Source organism: Neisseriaceae bacterium CLB008 (assembly GCA_041228285.1).
Lineage (GTDB): Bacteria > Pseudomonadota > Gammaproteobacteria > Burkholderiales > Neisseriaceae > JAGNPU01.
Genome location: CP166133.1, coordinates 945687 through 965133, shown reverse-complemented (window position 1 = coordinate 965133; position 19447 = coordinate 945687). Strand labels below are relative to the sequence as shown.

Sequence of the window (19447 nt, the reverse complement as noted above, 5' to 3'; positions counted from 1 at the left end):
TATGATACAATCATGGTACATCTTTCAAGCCCCAATTTCCGACGCTAAACATACTGGGCTGGCCTTCACACAGACACACCCTATTCACTAAGACCCTTACACATGGACAAGCAGATCAATTTTGAAAAACTCCAGTCTATTTTAAAAGACTTGGAGCATGATTCGCCCGACATCATCAGCATCATTACCGGCATCCAAAACCGTTTGCAGATGCTGGAAGCCAAGCCGGCTAAGCTGCTAGAATTTACCCAGCACCTGCAAGACACTCAGTCTGAGCTCATCACCGACAGCCTGTTTGAGGCCACGGTACAGCAGTACATTGCCACCAAGCCGCATGAAATGCATTTACTGGAGTTTGCCAGCTACACGCCTTTTCAGGATTTATTCATGCGTTTGGTTGAAGGCTGCGCCTTTTGTGACCCGAAGCGGCAGCCGATTTTTAAAGAAATTTTGGCGCTGTATCGACAGCAGTATTTTGCAGGCAGCATTTGCTTACTGTATGGGCAAATCGAAGGTTTAATCACAGATTTACTGCTGTATGAAGGCAAGATTTATCGCCGCTGGGGCCTGCTGTTTGCCAAACAGCAGGGCAAGAAGCCGCGCAAAATAATCGGCTTAAAGTTAAAAATTGACGTCGCCAATGCCCACCCCGAAACCCAATGGATCACTCGGCTGGGCGCCTATAGCGAGTTTAAAACCCTGGGCGGTAACCAACGCCTCACTCTCAGCCGCAACCTGGTCTTACACGGCGATGAGCTCAATAACCTCAATCAAGAACACGCCTTCATCCTCATCATGTGGAGCTATTATTTGTTTGCCCAAGCAGACCACCGCCAGAAGATAAAACAGCGCTCGAAAGCCAAGCGTACCAGACCGGTTGCGCCCACAGCCTCATAAAAAAACCTGCGCTCATCGGCGCAGGTTTTAACTTTACAACCTCAATCGGCCTTAAAAGGCATAGCGATAGCCGGCATTGAGCTGGCGCTGATTAAACCGCTGACCATGATTCAGCTCAAAATCAACGTAGACATGGTGTTGCTGTTTGATTTGGCTGGTCACGCCCACGCCAAACTGCCACCAATTGCCTTTAAACGAATGGCTTTCACGGCTGTCGTTTAAGGTGTATTCAGCATTGCTGGAAAACTCACGTAAGAACGACGCTTTGCCGTATACGCTGGTGGGCTGAGCGACTTCTTTAAACTGATAGCCAATTTCGGTGCCCACACGGGCCAATACCGAATGGCGGCTGTCTACGCTGACGCTTAAGCCGTTTGAAGCACGATGAGTCATGCCGCCAAGGCGCGATAGCGTGAGCTGGGCCTGAGGCGTCCAATACAGCTGATCATCAGTCTGCCCCAAAGCAAATCGTTGGCCGACCTCTGCCGACAAGGACACCCCATTCGCATGTTCTCGCCCCTCTACACGCTGATCGGCGCTATCCTGCACGTCAAACTTATCTTTCATGCGGGCGTATTTCAACATCACGTCGGTGTAAAAATGCTGATCGGTCAAATAAGTCCCATACAGCGCGGCGCTGTAGCTTTTTAAGGAGCCTGAACCACGGCGGTAGTTTTGGTCTGAATCCAATAGGCCCAGCGCCCCACCCACATAGAGGCGACCTTCTTCAGTGTGTAAGACTTGGCGGTCTAAACCAAACTGTAGGCCTTTATAATCCATATCAAAACCACGCAGCAGGCCCGAACCAAAGGCATTCATATTACCGCCGTAGACGCGGGCCCAAACATCTTGCGTGGGCGCGCCAGAACGTAGATCACCCATGCGTTTTAACAGGCTTTGGTTTTCAGCAAAGTTGGCCAGATAAGCCGCCACCAAAGCATTGGCCGCGGCTTCGGCGGTGGTGGTCACCTCGGGTTGTTCTGCCGCCAACGACCAGTCAGTTTGATTCTCGTCTTGGCGCAGGCGGTACACATAGCCCCCTAGCTCCACGTCGTTGTTTAAATGAAATTGAGCCTCGCCGTCTGGCGTGGTGATCAGGGTCACTACCTCATCGCCCGTGGTCTGAGCACTCCCCTGGTTCACCACGCTGACTTGATGCTCGCCGGCAGAAGATTCGGTGACATTGAGCCGATCGCCTTCGCCTGCGGCGATCGCCACGCGCAGATTAAACTGGCCGTTGCCATCCAGCTTGGCTACAGACAACGTGCCAAAGCCTTGCTCGACAGGCGTAGCAAAGCTGACCTGGCTGTCTTTTAGCTGTAACGCATTGACAACGGAATCCTTGGTCATGTCCCAACGGCTGTTTTGGCCACTGAAGTCTAAGCGGCCTTCAGCACCCTGTAAAAAACCACCGCGAAACTCAGAGCCAGCGTCGGCCACAATCGTCACCGCACCTTGTTTGCTGGCCATGATGTCGCCTGCTACTATCAGTACGCCACGGGCGTTAATTAAAGCGTCCTTCCCAGTGCTGTCCATAGCCACGCCTTGGGTTTCAATCTCATTACGCCCACTCAAATTCACTCTAGAGCCACTGTTGACCTTAATCCCCAAACCACCCGCAGCAGCCTCTAGACGGGCGTTGTGCATATTGATGGTGCCGCCCCCTAGCGCCCACAAACCATAGTCTAATGCACCGTAACGATCCACCTTGATCAAGGTCTGATCCAAATGGATGGTCGCCTTGTCATGTTGCGCATAGACCGCACTGTCACCACCCGACTGAATGCTGCCGCCATGCAGGTAAATCACTGCTTCACTACCCGGCATAAAGCTTTGGGCCACCACACCATTGCCCTTTTCCGCCACAATTTGGGCATCATACAGATGCGCCACGCCATTTTGCGCATTCAGGCCATGGGCTTGATTGCCGCTGGTGTGAATGCTTAAAGACTTCGCCGTCAGGCTTGAATCGTGATCACTGGCAATCACAATCGCATCAGCATAGTTGCCGGTCGTCACCACGCGACTATTGCTACCTAAGTCGGCGGTAATATCGCCTACGTTCATGTTTAGGCCGGAAGCTAGGTTTGCGTGCGTCGTCAGGCTGAGGCCATCGGCCTGAAACTGCCCAACCGTACTGCTTCTTAAATGGATTGCGCCAAGGACAGACTCAATCTGGCTGCCCTTGCCCAAATCAACCTTAAAATTATCGCCACTGACCACCAAACCGCTACCCTGCTCACTGACCACTAGCTTCAGCCGATCGGCCTTAAACTCTGTGTCCGCACCACTCATATTGATGCCGGAATTTTGGCTATTGCTGCCTTGCACTCGGATCTCTGAGCCCGAGCCCAAATCAACCGTGCTTTTTTTATTGGCCTTGATGCCATGGGCTGCTGACTTGCCCGCCTTCACCTCTAAGGTAAGGCGCTCGGCCTTCATCTGCGCCTCGTTCTCTAAGATAATGCCTTCGGCTTTTTTCGTGCCTTGGCTCATGTCGACCGTGATCGACGAGCCGCTACCTAAATGATGAACGGCATTATTCTGTAGCTTCACGCCCAAGGCGGCCGCATTGAGGTTGCTCGGCGTCAGCTCTATCGTGAGCGCGCCCGTACCCAAATCCAAGGCTTGAGTACCGCGCCCAGAATCCAAACCGATTGAATCGGCAGTGTGAATGCGATCCCCCGCCACGACATTTTCTACTTCTAAATTCACCGTTTGGCTAAACGTTTGCGCCCAAGCCGACTGCCCCGTCATACCCATGCTCATGATGGCCATGGCCATATAGGTTTTTCTTACGCCCATTATCTGATCTCCTAAATAAACGTTGTGCTCATCCACCCCAAGGCGGTCTATTGAACGCAATCGACATAAAAATAGCGCCTTTGTCTTGACGCTTCTTTTATTGATTCAGAATCAGTCTAGCATCAAATAATGAACTGACATGCTGAGAAAGCAGGCTTTTTTATAATATAATAAATAGAAATGACATCATGCAACATTCATGCAGCCAAACACCAAACTTTTCTTCTTGTCACCACAAAAAACAGGCAAAATAAGGCGAAGATGATTAGGTTAACCACTCTATTACAGCGTATGATATGACCGCTAGCCCCCTCAACGGCATGCTGATGCCACCCACTTTCATTAATAGGAGCCCGTATGAATTTACGCCTCGTACCTGCAACGCTACTCACTACACTTTTAATCACCGGCTGTAGCTCAACTGGCGGCGCCTTCGATCAGTTTGCCAACCTGCTCAATAAAGCCATGCCGTTTGTACAAGAATCAGAAGAGTGGGAAGCCTACAGCATTCAAATGACGCAGCAAGGCGTCAGCTACGGCACAGCCACCGCCGCCGATAAACAGTTCGTCAGCAAAAAAATCGAGGCCGAATATCCGGCAGCCATTGATCGACTTTCCAGACCGTTTGCGGCCAATGCCAAAATGGAACAAGAGCTCACCCAAAACAATCAAAACTATCGCTTTAAATACAACCAGGTAATGCCGGTAAAAAGCAAAAAATCGGGCAGCATCATCGGTTATTGCGTCAACTACGACGTCAATCGACTAGAAAATGGCAAACCCACGGCACCCGATGCGGCGGGCAACGTCACCCAACACTTTATTTACGCCGCTAAAGACAAGCCTTTATCTGTAGCAACGTCTAGCCATGAGTTCACCAAGCGCATGTGTGGTGAAACCTTTTTTAAAAAATACAAAAACCCCAATACTTAAATCCATGAAGCTAAAGCATTAAAAATCAGGTCGCCCAAACGAAACGTCGGCGACCTGATTTTTATGCCTATACAAACAGCCCTCGCTTCACTAAGCCACAGCCTTCAATCTCAATACTCCTTAAAGAAAATGTCCACTTCATTCAACCTCATTTCCATTTCAAAAAAGGTTTTGGAACCCACACCAGGAATGCTCAACATTTCTTCTTTGGTTAAGCTGGTTAATTCATGAATGCTGTTAATACCGTACTCCTGAATCCTGTCGACAAGCCGATCAGGTAAAATTTTACGCAGCTCTTTTAGCTGAGTCGGTTTCTCTGGGATGGTCACCAGACGATTCCATTTAGACGTACCGTAGACTAACTGCCACAGGCTGCCGTCTTCGCATAAAGCCATCAAAGCATTCCTGCCATCAATAATATTAATAATTTTTCTCATTGTATTGTTCTTTAAATTAGTTGATTCATTCAGCGACCGGTTAATCGGTAATCTATTTAGAGTCTATGGGTCGCCCTTTGATACATTAATATGGCTCATTGCCCGCACCAGATAATCCTGTGATTCACTGGGCGAGCCATTATGAAGCCGCTAGATCCCTCATTAAGATAAGGCCTCTTTATTGCTGCAAGAGCGCATGAAACTCATCCAAAATACCCAAATCATTCACAAACACCCCCACTACTTCATCCCCTACCTGAGCTGGCACCTCAAACGAGTGCGTGGCGTAAGGCGCCACCATTTCACCCTCCATCTCACGGCCATTAATCTTGAATCGGGCCAAAGAAACATGATAGGGCGTCAGATTACTGACCTGAAGGCCGCCATTGACGACCTGCCACACCAGCGCCTGAGCCGCCTCATGCGGGCGATTTGTCAGTCCGATTGGGCGATAAAAAATTTTAATCCGAATCCGTAGCGCTATTTGCAAACGATTCGCTTCGGCCTTAAGGGGCACCTCCAGCACATTCAACCAAAAGACGGACTCCCTATCCTGCGGTAAGCCTGAGCCGATATAACGCAACTTCAACACCTGGCTTTTCTGCCCCCCTATTTTCACGATGGGTGGCGTCAGAATAAAGGGCACCTTAACGTAGTCAGGAATCGCATCGGCATCACCATCATCCATCCACGTTTGGATGAGTGTGGGGCGCTCACCCACATTAGTCAGCTTCACGCTGACCACGCTGGCATCCGACAGATAAATAATGCGGGTGCTGCCCAGCACAATGCTGGCCACAGCCTGGCTACTCCAAAAACCTAGGCCTAACGTCAGCAATAGCCCTGCCGCAACGCTGGCCATTCTCGGCCCAAGCATTATTTATAACCCATCGTGAAGATGGCCGCGCCGTTGGCAGAACCGCCGGTAATCTGTGCCTCTGTTTGGATGTAGCGTGCCGTCAAGGGAATGGTAAAGCGACCATTACCGGTCGTACCGGCCAACCACTGATTCGCCGTGCCAATGGTGCTGGAGGCCGGCCCGTATGACACAGGCTGTGCTTTATTGAGTACCTGAATGCCCACGCCCTTAGCGGTGGATTCTGGGCTTAACGTCAATCTATTGGTTCGATTGGCAGCGTTGTGCTTATCGGTTAACACCGTATACACACTGGTGGTGATGCCCGCCTCCCCACCAGCGCAGTCTAAGCCCAGCTCAAACGGCTGCGCAGCTGAGAACGAATTAATCCCGTTAAATTCATTAATGCTGACCGTTCCCATAGGCACATCCACATCAGGCGTGGCCACAGTGCAGGTTGGTCGTGTTGGATCAATGATCACGGCTTGTTCAAATCGAAGAGAGCCAAATTGAAATCCATGCGCAGGAACAAACCACTCAGCCACTTCACCTTGTATCATCCCCCCCGTTTTAATTGGGCCCGTCTTCACTAACTCGACGACAATATTAACCTGTTGGGCTAAAGCAGTTGTCGTAACGGTAAACAGATCCTGTTGGGGCCAATAGTCATCCTTATGGGCACCATGAAATTTAAAACGAATGCCAATGCCCGGAATACCCGTTGTATACGTTTTATAGGTTCCGGTAGTGGTTACGCCTCGATACAACACGTCTCCAATATTGCTGTTACACGTTATCCGGTATACCCGACCAGAAACAACGGGGACGATTTTAGTAAACAAAACCGTTCCTGTCGCCACGTTTGGATTCAGTTGCCCGGGGTCAAACCCTTCAATGTTATAAACCACTGCCCCTTGACCAGGATAGTCCGAGGAACATCGAGCTTGCGCCGCCCACGGCATCCCTAGCAGCAGCATCGTGGCAGCCACCAAGAGGTATTTATTCAACCATACGGTGAGTAGGCCACCGGTTCTTTTCATACTATTTATCATGATTCAGATACTCCACCTTAATATGCTTACTGTTCGCCTAAACACGCTTGGCCTATGTGGTCGGTCAGCGTCGGCCGCCGAGCACGGCAACCCTTACTGACAGAGGGCCTCAAGTTGCGTCATGGCTCTGGTTTTAAGTTTGGTCTCAGCCTGATCTAGCGCATAGGCCAACACGCACTGACTGCCTTCTGCCTCACCCCATTTAACCGTGAGCAGCCCTTCGGCCTCACTCACACGGGCGTATAGCTGCCCGCCTTGACCTACATAGCCAACGGCCTGGTTGTGCGCGTCGAAAATGCTGGCGCCAAACGGTACGGGTTGGTCTCGATAAGTCGCATTAATCAACACTGGGAAGCCTTGCTTCACGTCATACTTAAGCTTCACTACTGCGCCAAAATAAGGCGCTACTTTTTGGCTCGTGCTTTCCAACTCGACGTCCGTATCAGCGCCGCTCGGATCAAGATGAATGTCGTTCATCTGATAAGGGTTTAAGTTGGGCACAATGGCGTAGCCGCGCGAGTCAATCTGCACCCCAGGATATGCCGAAACCCGAGCGCCTTTAGCCCCTTTGGCTTCCACAATGGCAATGGTGTCTGCGTTATAAGGGCTAAACGTCACGCTGTTTACATGGCCCACCACCATCCCCGTCATCCCAACAGAAGCACTGCGGTAGCCGCTGCCCGTGCTGTACGATGCGTTCAATGACGTGCCGCCGGTACGGTAATTGCCGCTGACCGAACCACTGCTGCTGCCACGGTTGGTGTTCATACCCGACACGGCGTAGCTGTACTGATTATGTGCGCCTGCGGCACCCGAAACCGTCGCCTGTTGTCCATATCGGCCTGAATCATCATGCGACAAATTCAAACGCAGCTGCGGCGTACGCACCTGATCTCGGCGCCCTAATGGAATACTGAGGCTGGCCAACACGCTGGTTTGGGCAGCATGCTCGCGCGAAAAACTACGGCTGACGTTAACGCCATAGGAGAAGGTCTTGTAATGGTTGCTGTAGCCAAGCTGGAATTGCTTTTCCGAGCCTTCTTGATGCCAATAGCTTTGTATCGAGCCACTGGCATACAGCTGGCCCCAGTTGCCTGGTAAACCTTGTCCTGCCGTTAAGGTCAGACGATTTTTCGCCCGCCACACTGATTGCGACGACAAGCCTTTATCCATAGCCTCTTGCGTTTGCAAAGCCGTCATCAAATCCATAAAACCGCGCGAAGAAAATCGATAAGCGGCCAAGGAAATATTGCTGTTGGTTTCACTGATTAACTTGCTGTAACTCAGCTGATAGCTTTGCCCAGTATGGGTTTCGCTGCGGCTTTTAAGCCCTGAACCAAATAGACGTGCATGCGATTGAGTCACGTCAAACGCGATTGAACCTATGGGCGTGCCCACCGCGGCGCCTAACTGTAGAGCGTAATAGTCTTGGCTGGCCTGTACGCCGGTATAGCCCGTCAGCGCATTGGTGAGACCACGGTGATAAGTGAGCTGATACAGATCGGCCTGTTTACGTAGCGAATCAATGCGCAGCTCACCCGCGGTGATTGCATAGCGAGACACCCCCCAGGGCGCAGCTGCTGGGCAATCGACGCATACGGCACTTTAAAATTCTGTTCCGCGCCATCAGACTCTTGTACCGTCACGTCAAGGTCGCCACCATAGCCCGTGGGGTATAAATCATTAATTAAAAACTCACCTGCCATCACCGTGGTTTCATAGATCACTTGGCTGCTTTGGCGCACGATCACGCGCGCCGTGGTGCGCGCAATGCCGCGGATTTCTGGTGCATAGCCACGCTGTGACTCAGGCAGCATGCGCTCATCTGTCGCTAGCTGTACCCCAGTAAAAGGCAAGGTATCAAAAAGCTGGCCCGTGGTGTTTGAGCGTCCGACCAAAACGCGCGCGCCGAGCTTAGGAATGTCTTTTTGCACATAGCTGTTGATGCTGGTGTAGCGATTGACGCCGTTGTCGCGGTTAAATGAACCATCGTGGCGCAGATACCAACCACCGCCAATGTTTAGGCCCATATTCAAGCCGGCATAGAGGGAATCATAGTTCTTACCCCCTGACTCACGATGATAGCCATTCACGTTATAGCCAATCATGACCGCCGGAATACCGGCATCCCACAGCTCAGGGCTGACGCTGCCCCGCGGCGTTTTTTGCATGTAAATTTGCGGAATGATGATGTCTAAGCGCTGCTCGTTACTGTCATATTCAATTTTGGCCTCTGGGATGTTGCCCATGAAGCTGCCGCACTGATCGGCTTCGCTGGGTACGCTTATGCCGCTTTCGGCTAAACGCACATGGTCAAACGCAACGAGCTTAATCAGCTCTGGGGTTAAACAAGGATAAACGGTGTTGTCTTCAGCCGTTTTAAACTCAATATCACCGTTACTGATCCACTGCTCATTCACATACAGTGCCGTTTTATGGACCCCTGCTACCGCCGCAGAGCCGGTGGCAAATCGGCTTAAATCAACAGACTCATGATGCTTAACATTCAAAAATGAAGCGTCGAACTCACGGTACTGGCCGCGTTCATCCTCTGTTTGGACACGCTCCTCCGCTCTGGCAGACTCTTGAGCAAACATCAATAAAATGCTTGCCGTCAAAAAAGACACCTGCCAAATAGATTTTTGTTTCATGCACTTTGACATGCTTCAGCCCTCGAATCACACTCGTTTAAATAAATATTACTTAAATCACTATTAATAATTATTTAATAATTGTTTCAAATTGATTGATCGCACCATAATCATCCACAAAGCTAACCGACAATTGATGGCCTTGTCGCCCAGGCGCATTAAATAATCGAGAACCGTAGGGCTCAACCATATCGCCATCAACGACCTTGCCATTCATCGTCAAAGAGACCAGGTTCACGTAATAAGGCGTGGGATTGACTGCTGCGAGTTTTTGACCTTGACGTTGCCATTGCAGCGCTTTGGCCGCATCATTGGCATGCCCCACTAAACCCACGGGGCGATAGAACAATTTAATCCGCGTGCGAAACGCCATTTGAAGCTGATTCTCACCCGCTAGCTGCGTGGCTTTGGCTGGAATTTCCAAGACGTTAAGCCAAAAAACAGACTCTCTATCCATGGGTAAAGACGAACCAAGGCGACTAATCCGTAAGGTTTGACCCTTGTTTGCCTCCACCCGATTAATCGGTGGGGTCAGCACAAAAGGCACGTTTAAATCCGCAGGCTTGGCCTCACGGTTGCCCTCATCAATCCAGCTTTGCAACAATACTGGCGACTGGCCACCATTGGTGATGCGCACGCTGACTTCTTTAGCGTCAGAGGCGTAAATCACGCGGGTGCTGCCGATCACCACGCTGGCCGATGCCTGCACGCCCGACAGCAACAACACTGCCAACATACCCAGACGGCTAGCTAATAGTAAAAAAAACTTCATCATGACCTCTTGCCAAGGATTTATATTCAGTAATGGGAGAGGAGCCCTCTCCCACTGCTTATTCATTCATGCTCAAGACTTATTTATACTGGATCGAGTACACCACATTACTCACCACGGTACCGGCAGTCGTTGGGGCTTCTGCGTAGTAACGTACGGCGTATGGCAAGTTGGCGCTGCCGCCGCTGATGTCAACATAAGTCGTGTTGTTGATTTGGCTTTGGTCACCCGCTTTGATCACCGCATTTGAAGCGCTTGAAGAGTCAATCAGCTGTAGGCTAACGTTACCCGCGGTACCGGTCATGTTTTGTAAACGGCCGGTTGCTGCTTCCACTGACGCACCTGATTCAAAAAAGGCAGAAGCCGTTTGTAAAGTACCGGTACAGTTGCTCAATGCCATAGAGAAAGTGGTTTGGCCCGCCGTTTTAGCAGCTGCATCCAGCGCGCTCACGCTCACGGTAGGCAATACAATAGTGGCGTCACTTGCTTGACCATCAACCACAACGTCACAGGTTGAAGCCGTTAATTCACCATTAAAAGTGATGTTGCCGTCAGAAGCCTGAGCTTGACCCACCAAACCCAAAGCCGCCAATAATGATGAAACCATAATTAATTTTTTCATACGAATTTCCTTAAATTTATGTACAAATAATAAACATTCTCGGGTGATTCACGTCGAATCAAGACCCCATTTCATGTAGCTAAATAAATACACACATGTCATTTATTTCACAGCGGGAGTAAATTTATCATGTAATAAAATCGATTACCAACGGCTTAACTTTATATTGCAATAGGAAACGTTGCTTAACGAAATACCCAATAAAATTAACAAAAAATAACTGTAATCACGGGGGTTTCAGAGGACAAATGACAGAATACTTTTGTCATAATAAAATATGATAAGCTTATGAAAATAATTAGATTCCACAAAAACAAAAAGAAAATGCGCACTAATGGGAACGTTCAGAGTGTGACCGAGCTGAGTAGATCAATGCCTAAAACACTCGGTGATTATTGAGTAAAGATGAATATAAACATAGGGTAAGACCAACCAACAACGCAACGTGAGGCAGTCACAGCATGGACACCACAGAGGCGACGCCCCCCTCAATCCACTTTACTTAAAGCGAGCTTGAAGCGGTATCATCGACACTTTAACCATTCACCCAAAAGGTTTGCCCATGATCGCCATCAGCGCCTGCTTAATCGGCCAGCCCGTTCGCTATGATGGACAACATAAACGAGTGTCCGAACTCAAGCGCCTAGTCGATCAAGGTTTGGCCATCAGCATTTGTCCTGAGGTTTTGGGCGGCCTCCCCATTCCGAGACCGGCGGCAGAGATTGTGGGCGGCGATGGCCACGCTGTTTTAGCCGGTACCGCCATCGTTCAAGACACCAGCGGCGCCGACGTCAGCGCGCTGTTTATAGAAGGGGCGCATACGGCGTTGCGCCTGCTGCAACAGCATGGCGTCACCCACCTAGTATTAAAAGCCAATAGCCCCTCGTGCAGCAGCCACCGCATTTATCAAGGCGACTTCAGCGGTGGCCTACGCCCTGGTGTTGGCGTGGCCACGGCGCTGTTTCAACAAAACCATCTGATGGTGTGGGATGAAAGCCACCCCGACCTAAGTACGCTTTTACAGCAGGCTCAGGCTTCATCCCTGACTCAAGAGATGGGCAAATCTTAGCTTAAAATTTACCCTGTACGCCCAACCGCCAAGTTCGTCCCGGTGCAGGCATGAACGAACGCGTTAAGGGATCAATATAGTATCGATTGGTCAAGTTGTTGCCCGTCAGCTCAACGCTTAGGTTTTTAGCCAATTGGTACTTCAAAAAGGCGTCTACCAAGACCACCGGCTGCCACCGAATAGGGTTGTTATTGTTGCCGTCTAACAGCCCTTTTTCAGCCATGTCTTGCTCTTGCTTATTGTTGGCACGGCTGTGATAAAACACACGGGTACCCAGCTCTAAGCGATTCTGATCAAAGCGCCCGCCCAAGGTAAGGTTGGCGCTATAGCGTGGGGTTAAGTTGGTGCGTAAATAGCCCACCGGGAAGCCCCCGTCGACACAGCTAGGAAACAGCCCAGTCACGCCCATGCGCATCGATAAAGACTCGTCGCAGATTTTATTTTCCAAATTGTAATTAACCCCCACGCTGCCAAAAAACCGCGTGCCGTCATAGCGCGCTTGTAGCTCTAGCCCCCGATTTTTTTGCTTGTCTAGCTGAGCAAAATTCATGTCAACGTCTCGTTCAATCACGTTTTTAATGGTCATATCGTAATAGGTTAGCTTAAGGTCGCTGGCCTGTGCCGTCGGCAGCCACTGGGTTAAATCATGCACGTAGCCGACTTCAAAGTTTCTCGAGTGTTCAGGCTTGATGTCGACCAAGGCGCGCGGCATAGTGGAAAAGCCCATCGTGCTTTCAAACATGCTGGGGAAGCGTTTGGCTTCGGCGTAACGCACATACACTCTGGCGTCTTCGCTCAGCTTGAGGCTGGCCGATAGAATGGGCGACCAAGCATGGCCAGATTTTTTCTGTAAGGCTTTTTGCGTTTCTTCATCGGTAATGGGCTGGCTATGTATGGTGTTGCCTACGTAGCGATAGCGATCTTCTTTTTCTCCGGTATAAGGGTTGATCACCTGCTCATCCGCAATTACGCCATTAAGGTAGGGGTTGTCTACCCGATGGTAGCGCCCATCATCACGCTGATGGTATTGATACTGTTCTTCTAGGTATTTACTTTGTCCCTTCGTGCGCATCGCGCCATTCATGCTTTGATAGCGAGCCGCTAGCTCTGGCTCGGTTTTTAACCATTGAGAGAACTGCCTAAAGCCCATGCTTTTTCTTTTGTCCTGCATGCCCTCATAAAAATCATGCTCTTCTTGGTTCAGGGTACGGTTCACGCTCAGGTTCATATACTGCTTACCCACAATCCAGTTTTCCTGCTGCGCCATTTTTTCTGCGAGCAGCGTATCTTTAGCCCAATAAGCCTCACGCTTTGCACCAGCATTGATGTGTAGCCAATCGGTCGGGCGCCAATCAAAATTAAAGGAAAGGTTGTATTCTTGGCGCTTACCTTCTCGGGTTTTCGTGTCTGACTTCAGGCTTTCGCGCTGAAAATCTGCACCCAAGCGCCAATCTAGCTGCGGTAAAAGCTGGATTGAGTTGCTGGCGGTCACGCCCCAGCGGTTATTTTGGGCGTGTACAAAGGCGTGATCCTCAAAGGGGAAAAAGCCATCCAATCGCGGGCACTGTTTAGGATCGCCGCCGCCGTACTTCACGCAGCTGTTCCACTCATGATCCATTTTTGGCATTTCAAAAACGCTCATACCCGATGTATACGTTCGGCTATTGGTTTGGGTTTGCCATAGGTTGATGCGCGCGTTGACCCATGGATTATCCTTAGGGTTCCAGGCGTATTCTAGGTTATAGGCCTTTTGTTCGACCTTACCAATGGGCCACTGCTGCTGGCCACCATCTTTTGACCAAATCAGGCGCGAAGGCATGATTTCACCGTGTTGAATGTCGCTCCAGCGCGCGCCAAACTGGAGGGTTTGCCCTTGGGGTAAATACCAGGTATTTTTTAATAATGCCGACTTCATGGTGCTCGACGTATTCAATACTTCAGAGCCGGCTGGATACAGCGCCGCCACATAAGGCATAAACCCCTCACCCAAGCTTTCATGTTCTTGGCCTAGCGGCGCCTGATATTTTGCCACCCCACCCTTACCTGCGAAATAATTACCTTGCTGACGATAAGACACTGCCGCCATTAAATCGAACCGCTCTTGCCGCGTCCCTACCGCCACGCGAATCGACTGATCTTGACCATTTAACCATTGGTTCGAGCCGCCTTGCGCTTTAGGGCTTTTCACTAGGTTGGGATGGGTCATATAGTCAAACTGTTTGTATAGCTCAGGATAGTCACGATAATCTTTGCCGATGATCGACGTATCCGGCATCCTGGGCTTAGTCGTATTGCTGCTGCCGTCCACCATAATATCGGCGCCATAGCGCTCGCCCTGCGGCACGACATCATCAATACTTAAGGTCTTAATCGCCACACCGCCACCCACCGACGTCTTAACCCCTTCGGTTAACGAGCCGCCTTTTTCAACCACCATACTGCTGACCAGGCTCGGGTCGATGTAGTTACGGTTGCTCGCGCCATAATAGCCTCGGTAAACGGTCACGCCCTGCTCTGTTCCATCAATCGTCACCGGCACCCGACCTGGTCCTTGAATACCCCGAATATTCACGTCTAGCGAGCCACTATTGCGTGCGTCGCCGCTAAATACGCCCGGCATGCCTTTAATTAAATCCGCCACCGACTTGCCTTTATTGCGGTTCAGCTCAGCCTTACCCAAGTAAGCACTCGACAAATCCTTGTCGTACACCTTGGCATGGCCGCTACGGTCCTGAACGTCTACTTTACGCCCGATCACCACCACATCATCTAACGTCTGTACGTCGTCTTGAGCATTAGCCCTCGCCGCATCGATTGATAAAGAACAAGACAGCCCTGCTAAAAGCTCTAATACTATTTTTTTACGTTTGCCCATACTGCACCCTGATAGAAATGATAATTATTAGCGTTCGTATTTTAATCAAATAGACCGATTAGTCAATCTATTTATTTAATCCCCGTGCTGCATCATGCTGGTCCGCACACGTTCTCTTGATACAAGCCGTCAAAGCGCCCCACCGCCAATATGGTGGGACTCACAAATAACGTATATGATGAACTATCGCGGTGGCCGATAGCCGTCTTAGCCCACGGTCACGTTTCACCCTCATTTTGCGCAAAGGTCTTGCCCATGCCCACCACTTATGATATTACTGAAGTTGTACGCCGAACCGGCATCAGCAGCGCCACGCTGCGCTATTACGAACGCGAACGCTTAATCAAACCCGTTGGCCGTCACGGCCTAAAACGCGTGTATCAAACCGACATCATCACGCGGCTAGCTTTGATCCTTCTGGCCAAGCAAAGCCACTTTTCGCTGGCAGAAATCTCGGACTTGCTAGACAACCTCGACAATGGTTTAGATCGTGCCTTTATCGGCCTTAAAATAGACGAAATCGAGCTCAGCATGATCGAGTTACAAAAGCTAAAGGACAGCCTGATGCACATCAAAAACTGTCCTGAAATCAATCATTTTAACTGTCCAAACTTCCAAACAATCTTAACCCACACCCTCTCTGAAAATCAGACCAAAACCCCTTGACTTGAAGTTAACTTCAAGATGTAAGCTAGGCCATGATCACATTTTGAGAGATGGTTTATGCCTTATTCAGTTTATGGTTTTGCTCTGGCCATGGCCTTATTTACCACCGGTAATGCCCTGGTTTTATCCAGTTCAGTCTTGGTGGGCACACAGCTAGCCAGCCAGCCCAGCCTCGCCACCTTACCACTCGTCGCCCAATATATTGGCCTCATGTTGGCCACCTTACCCATGGCCCACTTCATGGCCAAGCGCACCCGCCGTTTGGGTTTTTTATTGGGTACGCTAGCAGGCCTAGGCGGCGCTTTATTGGCCGTTTATGGCATTTATCAAGGCCAATTCCTGTATTTTGTCATCGGGGTATTTGGCACGGGGCTGGCCATTGGCACCGCCCAACAGTATCGCTTTGCCGCCATTGAAGAAGCGCCAGAAGCACTACACAGTCAAGCCATTGCCTGGGTTATCAGCGGCGGCATTGTAGCGGCCTTAGTGGGCCCTCGCCTAGCCGTCGCCAGCCGTGACTTATGGGCACAATGGCCTTTTTTAGGCACCTTCACTGTGCTTGCCGGCGTGTACATCCTGGCCCTAGTCGCCTGGCGCTATCTGCCGATTAAGCCTTTGCCAGTTTTAACCCATGTCGATCAGCCGCGTGACTATCGCCGCCTTTATCAACAGCCACCGCTACGCCTGATTGCGCTCACCACCGGCTTGGCCTATGGCCTGCTGGTCTTTACCGTGGGCGCTCTGCCCTTGGCCATGCAGCAAGTTGGCTTTAGCTTTAGCGACTTAGCTTGGGTGATGCAGGCGCATATTTTGGCGATGTTCGCGCCTTCTTTACTCATGGGTAAGCTGCTGGACAGAATCGGCATTCGCGCCATGTTCCTCTTGGGCACCCTCAGCCTCATCGGCACCTTTGCGGTGCACTTACTGGGCCAAAGCTTCGGCCACTTTCTCGTCGCCATGACGCTTTTAGGCTTGGCGTGGAATATTTTATTCCTAGCCAGCACGCGTCTACTGCCACAGACCTATCGTCCGGTCGAAAAGGCCAAGGTGCAAGGCGCAACCGATCTGTTGATTTTCGCCAGCGCCGCCATCGCCAGCCTATTGGCGGCACCCGCCCTCATTGGCCTAGGCTGGCCTTTGTTTAATGGCCTGGCGCTGATTTTGGCCGGTGGTTTGCTCAGCGCTCTCATCCTGTATCGACGCACCTTACCCGCCAGACCAGCTGGCCTGCGTTAAACCTAAACCCAGCCCATCAACGCACCAGACACACCCATACACCCAGCAAGAGGGCCTTAACCCCAAAGACGCTCACCCGTCTACAGATTCACTTTTTTCTAACTAAGAGAGAGCATGATTATGATCAGCACATTACGCACTGCAAATTTTGACCTTGGCGTCACCAATGTACCGGGCACCCACATCATTCGGTTCTGGGCTGAATGGTGCGGACCTTGCCGTATGGTGGCCCCCGTTTTTGAACAAATCGCCACCGAGATGACAGACAAGGCCTCATTCGCCGAAATCGACATTGATCTGTCCCCTGAAATCGCCACCCGCTTTAAGGTGCAAAGCATTCCCACTCTATTAATCGTGAAAGAAGGAGAAGAAGTGGCCCGCTTTGTCGGCGCCGCTGGCCACGGGCAAATCACCCAGTTCATTCAGCAAAACGTTTAGGCCTCGTGCCCCAAACCGTTTCAACCACGGCAGCTTAGCTCGCGTCACCTAGCCAAGCTGCCGTGGCATCTTGTTACTGGCCATCCATGATTTATTGACCGTTTGTCGTCGCCGAGGGCGGGGAAAGCGGCGCCTACCCACCGTTTTGAATCATTAAATCATTTATTTCGTACTGCTTTGCTTATGCCCTTCCTGAAAATCGCCATCATTTGGGGGTAAAATATAGCCCGTCAGGCCATTGTCACACGTGATCTTGCGATAAGCGTATATCTTGGCCACTCGAAGCCATTCCCCTAAACGACACTGGTCGCCCGGCTGAATGGTACCGATGCTTGGCACTAGATCCTTAACCTCGGCCTGAACACTGATTTCTACTTGTGCTGTGACCGGCACTGATGGTTCGGCACATCCCGTCATGACGGCAAACGTCAATAAAAATAAAGCGGTGCGCATGATTGGAGCCCTTATGCGTGGTTTAAATCATATAATGGAGGCCACCGCAACGCATGAAACAATGAAGCCAGCCGCTCTTAGCTGAGCGCTTGAGTCGCCACACGCGCTTTGTCTTGACCACGGACCGAATCCCCCCCAAAATACCCGCATTGAGTTCAATCACTCAATCAGCTTTGGAAGGCTGTTTTCAACTTGGCAGATCAGTGTCCATCATTCATCGTGGCCGCTTCATCTGCACCAGACCCTGTCTGTACCGCTTCAATGGTGGCAGATGGTGGAGAGTGCGTGCGCTCGCTGGGCTTAAGTTGACCCAGTCTTCCAATCCATCATTTGCCGCCACCCTTACCTGCTTTTAGAAGCGTTGTAAGTGAGGGCGACTCAACTAAAAAGGTTACATCATGGCAACCTCACAGAAATCTACCCTCCGTACCCATTACAACCCCCTGGCCACCCTCCTCGCCAATCCCGAAGCCTTAGCCGCGCCCAAGGCGCTCAACAACGCCGACTTAACCTTCCTGCTGTCAAACGTTCAGTCCGCCCACTATGGCTTTGGCCGTATTCTAACCACCGTAGCGGGCCTGATTCAGGCCAATACCGTGGCCGATCCTTCATTACAGCTGCCCGTAGACGAAATCAACGATGCGGCGGCCGAACTTTTACACATGGCCGGCGGCCTGATGCTGGAGTTAGGCGACATGGGCCAAATATTGGCCGATGAAGAATACATGCGCTTAGCGCGTCAGCACGAGCCTGATGATCCAGGCTCGCAGGACTAAAATCCTGAAGGTAAAGATCGTGGGTCCGCTGCGCTTTACCCACCCTACGCAGGTTGGTTCAGCTCACCACGGGGGCAGCGGCAAGCAGTGGTTCTCGTAGGATGGGTCGTGACCCACGTTGTCTGTGTTTTTAGCTGAGATGATGCTTTAAGGCCGTGGGTAGGCTGCGCTTTACCCACCCTACGCAGGTTGAATCAGTTGATCATGGGTACAGCGACGAGCAGCGGTTCTCGTAGGGTGGGTCGTGACCCACGTTGTCTGTGTTTTTAGGTGAGGTAATGCCTTAAAGCCGTGGCTCCGCTGCGCTTTATCCACCCTACGCAGGTTGGATAAGTTGATCATGGGCACAGCGACGAGCGGTGGTTCTCGTAGGGTGGGTCGTGACCCACGTTGTCTGTGTTTTTAGCTGAGGTGAGGCCTTAAAGCCATGGGTAGGCTGCGCTTTACCCACCCTCCGCAGGCTGGATCAGTTGATCATGGGCGCAGCGACGAGCAGTGGTTCTCGTAGGGTGGGTCGTGACCCACGTTGTCTGTGTTTTTAGCTGAGGTGAGGCCTTAAGGCCGTGAGTAGGCGGTGCTTTATCCACCCTACGCGGAACGTTGATTAATTAATCGAGGAAAGTTAATGCGCTTATTAAATCTATTGATTGCCCTTGGCCTATGCCTGTTTTTGATCTTTGTGTTTTCTGGCGCCAGCGCTTTTAGCTTGGCCGCGTTCAACCCTTTAGAAGCGATTTATGGCGTGGCGTTTACCTTTGCGTTTGGCTTTGGCGTGCCTGAATGGCTGGCGTTTGCCTTAGCGGTGGGGCTTATTTTTGGGCTGCCGCTGGCGCTCTGGTTGGGCCTCAATCGCTGGTTTGGCCGCGGCTAAAAAACACGGGCCACACCAAAAAAGGCTTGCTGCGTGCT

Annotated in this window: 18 protein-coding genes; 8 read left to right on the top strand and 10 right to left on the bottom strand. The window is 50.9% G+C overall.

Translation table 11 applies throughout. The features are described 5' to 3' along the window. Window positions 1–102: 102 nt before the first annotated feature. Window positions 103–897, top strand: a complete 795-nt coding sequence (locus AB8Q18_04325) for a hypothetical protein (protein ID XDZ52282.1) — start codon at window positions 103–105, stop codon at window positions 895–897. A 51-nt stretch (window positions 898–948) separates the two neighbouring features. Here AB8Q18_04325 and AB8Q18_04320 read toward each other — a convergent pair whose 3' ends face one another. Further along, window positions 949–3702, bottom strand: coding sequence for an autotransporter outer membrane beta-barrel domain-containing protein (locus AB8Q18_04320; protein ID XDZ52281.1), 2754 nt, complete (start codon window positions 3700–3702; stop codon window positions 949–951). Window positions 3703–4059: 357 nt separating this feature from the next. Here AB8Q18_04320 and AB8Q18_04315 point away from each other — a divergent pair, with 357 nt between their 5' ends. Next, window positions 4060–4635 (top strand): hypothetical protein, encoded by a 576-nt coding sequence (locus AB8Q18_04315; protein XDZ52280.1) that lies wholly within the window; start codon window positions 4060–4062, stop codon window positions 4633–4635. Between the two features lie 110 nt (window positions 4636–4745). Here the strand turns inward: AB8Q18_04315 and AB8Q18_04310 are convergent, their stop codons facing one another. The 7 genes from AB8Q18_04310 to AB8Q18_04280 form a co-directional block, all read right to left on the bottom strand. Beyond that, window positions 4746–5030 carry a DNA-directed RNA polymerase subunit alpha C-terminal domain-containing protein gene (locus AB8Q18_04310; GenBank protein XDZ52279.1) on the bottom strand — a complete coding sequence of 95 codons (285 nt, stop codon included), beginning with the start codon at window positions 5028–5030 and terminating at the stop codon, window positions 4746–4748. Between the two features lie 220 nt (window positions 5031–5250). After that, a complete protein-coding gene (locus tag AB8Q18_04305; protein ID XDZ52278.1) occupies window positions 5251–5934 on the bottom strand; it encodes a molecular chaperone in 684 nt (227 codons plus the stop codon). Window positions 5935–5948: 14 nt separating this feature from the next. Continuing rightward, window positions 5949–6968, bottom strand: a complete 1020-nt coding sequence (locus tag AB8Q18_04300) for a fimbrial protein (GenBank protein XDZ52277.1) — start codon at window positions 6966–6968, stop codon at window positions 5949–5951. A gap of 105 nt (window positions 6969–7073) precedes the next feature. Next, on the bottom strand, window positions 7074–8543 hold the full coding sequence (locus tag AB8Q18_04295; GenBank protein XDZ52276.1) for a fimbria/pilus outer membrane usher protein: 1470 nt from the start codon (window positions 8541–8543) through the stop codon (window positions 7074–7076). Beyond that, entirely contained in the window at window positions 8438–9631 is a 1194-nt protein-coding gene (locus AB8Q18_04290; GenBank protein XDZ52275.1) for a fimbria/pilus outer membrane usher protein, read from the bottom strand. The genes AB8Q18_04295 and AB8Q18_04290 overlap by 106 nt, the downstream gene beginning before the upstream one ends. 70 nt (window positions 9632–9701) lie before the next feature. Further along, the gene (locus tag AB8Q18_04285; protein XDZ52274.1) at window positions 9702–10403 is read right to left on the bottom strand and encodes a molecular chaperone; all 702 of its coding nucleotides are present in this window, start codon (window positions 10401–10403) and stop codon (window positions 9702–9704) included. Between the two features lie 79 nt (window positions 10404–10482). After that, window positions 10483–11025, bottom strand: coding sequence for a fimbrial protein (locus AB8Q18_04280; protein ID XDZ52273.1), 543 nt, complete (start codon window positions 11023–11025; stop codon window positions 10483–10485). Between the two features lie 562 nt (window positions 11026–11587). On the opposite strand from AB8Q18_04280, the gene AB8Q18_04275 reads away from it, so the two are divergent. Then, complete coding sequence (locus tag AB8Q18_04275) at window positions 11588–12094, top strand: DUF523 domain-containing protein (GenBank protein XDZ52272.1); 507 nt, start codon at window positions 11588–11590, stop codon at window positions 12092–12094. A gap of 1 nt (window position 12095) precedes the next feature. On the opposite strand, the gene AB8Q18_04270 is transcribed toward AB8Q18_04275, so the two are convergent. After that, entirely contained in the window at window positions 12096–14969 is a 2874-nt protein-coding gene (locus tag AB8Q18_04270) for a TonB-dependent receptor (protein XDZ52271.1), read from the bottom strand. 255 nt (window positions 14970–15224) lie between these two features. Between AB8Q18_04270 and AB8Q18_04265 the strand changes: the two genes are divergently transcribed. The 3 genes from AB8Q18_04265 (at window position 15225) to trxA (ending at window position 17309) form a co-directional block, all read left to right on the top strand. Beyond that, window positions 15225–15635, top strand: a complete 411-nt coding sequence (locus AB8Q18_04265) for a MerR family transcriptional regulator (protein XDZ52270.1) — start codon at window positions 15225–15227, stop codon at window positions 15633–15635. A gap of 57 nt (window positions 15636–15692) precedes the next feature. After that, complete coding sequence (locus AB8Q18_04260; protein ID XDZ52269.1) at window positions 15693–16871, top strand: MFS transporter; 1179 nt, start codon at window positions 15693–15695, stop codon at window positions 16869–16871. Between the two features lie 114 nt (window positions 16872–16985). After that, window positions 16986–17309, top strand: coding sequence for a thioredoxin (trxA, locus tag AB8Q18_04255; GenBank protein ID XDZ52268.1), 324 nt, complete (start codon window positions 16986–16988; stop codon window positions 17307–17309). 162 nt (window positions 17310–17471) lie between these two features. Here trxA and AB8Q18_04250 read toward each other — a convergent pair whose 3' ends face one another. Then, window positions 17472–17762, bottom strand: a complete 291-nt coding sequence (locus tag AB8Q18_04250; protein XDZ52267.1) for a hypothetical protein — start codon at window positions 17760–17762, stop codon at window positions 17472–17474. A 398-nt stretch (window positions 17763–18160) separates the two neighbouring features. On the opposite strand from AB8Q18_04250, the gene AB8Q18_04245 reads away from it, so the two are divergent. Both AB8Q18_04245 and AB8Q18_04240 read left to right on the top strand, forming a co-directional pair. Next, window positions 18161–18538: a hypothetical protein gene (locus AB8Q18_04245; protein ID XDZ52266.1), complete on the top strand. Its 378-nt coding sequence runs from the start codon at window positions 18161–18163 to the stop codon at window positions 18536–18538. Window positions 18539–19163: 625 nt separating this feature from the next. Continuing rightward, the gene (locus AB8Q18_04240; GenBank protein XDZ52265.1) at window positions 19164–19409 is read left to right on the top strand and encodes a hypothetical protein; all 246 of its coding nucleotides are present in this window, start codon (window positions 19164–19166) and stop codon (window positions 19407–19409) included. The last annotated feature ends 38 nt before the right edge of the window (window positions 19410–19447 follow it).

Bases quoted from the DNA above. Each gene is read 5' to 3' on its own strand.
- AB8Q18_04285 (XDZ52274.1), bottom strand. From the start codon at position 10,403: ATGAAGTTTTTTTTACTATTAGCTAGCCGTCTGGGTATGTTGGCAGTG.
- AB8Q18_04320 (XDZ52281.1), bottom strand. From the start codon at position 3,702: ATGGGCGTAAGAAAAACCTATATGGCCATGGCCATCATGAGCATGGGT.
- AB8Q18_04245 (XDZ52266.1), top strand. From the start codon at position 18,161: ATGGCAACCTCACAGAAATCTACCCTCCGTACCCATTACAACCCCCTG.
- AB8Q18_04325 (XDZ52282.1), top strand. From the start codon at position 103: ATGGACAAGCAGATCAATTTTGAAAAACTCCAGTCTATTTTAAAAGAC.
- AB8Q18_04290 (XDZ52275.1), bottom strand. From the start codon at position 9,631: ATGAAACAAAAATCTATTTGGCAGGTGTCTTTTTTGACGGCAAGCATT.
- AB8Q18_04260 (XDZ52269.1), top strand. From the start codon at position 15,693: ATGCCTTATTCAGTTTATGGTTTTGCTCTGGCCATGGCCTTATTTACC.
- AB8Q18_04315 (XDZ52280.1), top strand. From the start codon at position 4,060: ATGAATTTACGCCTCGTACCTGCAACGCTACTCACTACACTTTTAATC.
- AB8Q18_04305 (XDZ52278.1), bottom strand. From the start codon at position 5,934: ATGGCCAGCGTTGCGGCAGGGCTATTGCTGACGTTAGGCCTAGGTTTT.
- trxA (XDZ52268.1), top strand. From the start codon at position 16,986: ATGATTATGATCAGCACATTACGCACTGCAAATTTTGACCTTGGCGTC.
- AB8Q18_04250 (XDZ52267.1), bottom strand. From the start codon at position 17,762: ATGCGCACCGCTTTATTTTTATTGACGTTTGCCGTCATGACGGGATGT.
- AB8Q18_04240 (XDZ52265.1), top strand. From the start codon at position 19,164: ATGCGCTTATTAAATCTATTGATTGCCCTTGGCCTATGCCTGTTTTTG.
- AB8Q18_04275 (XDZ52272.1), top strand. From the start codon at position 11,588: ATGATCGCCATCAGCGCCTGCTTAATCGGCCAGCCCGTTCGCTATGAT.
- AB8Q18_04300 (XDZ52277.1), bottom strand. From the start codon at position 6,968: ATGAAAAGAACCGGTGGCCTACTCACCGTATGGTTGAATAAATACCTC.
- AB8Q18_04280 (XDZ52273.1), bottom strand. From the start codon at position 11,025: ATGAAAAAATTAATTATGGTTTCATCATTATTGGCGGCTTTGGGTTTG.
- AB8Q18_04310 (XDZ52279.1), bottom strand. From the start codon at position 5,030: ATGGCTTTATGCGAAGACGGCAGCCTGTGGCAGTTAGTCTACGGTACG.
- AB8Q18_04265 (XDZ52270.1), top strand. From the start codon at position 15,225: ATGCCCACCACTTATGATATTACTGAAGTTGTACGCCGAACCGGCATC.
- AB8Q18_04270 (XDZ52271.1), bottom strand. From the start codon at position 14,969: ATGGGCAAACGTAAAAAAATAGTATTAGAGCTTTTAGCAGGGCTGTCT.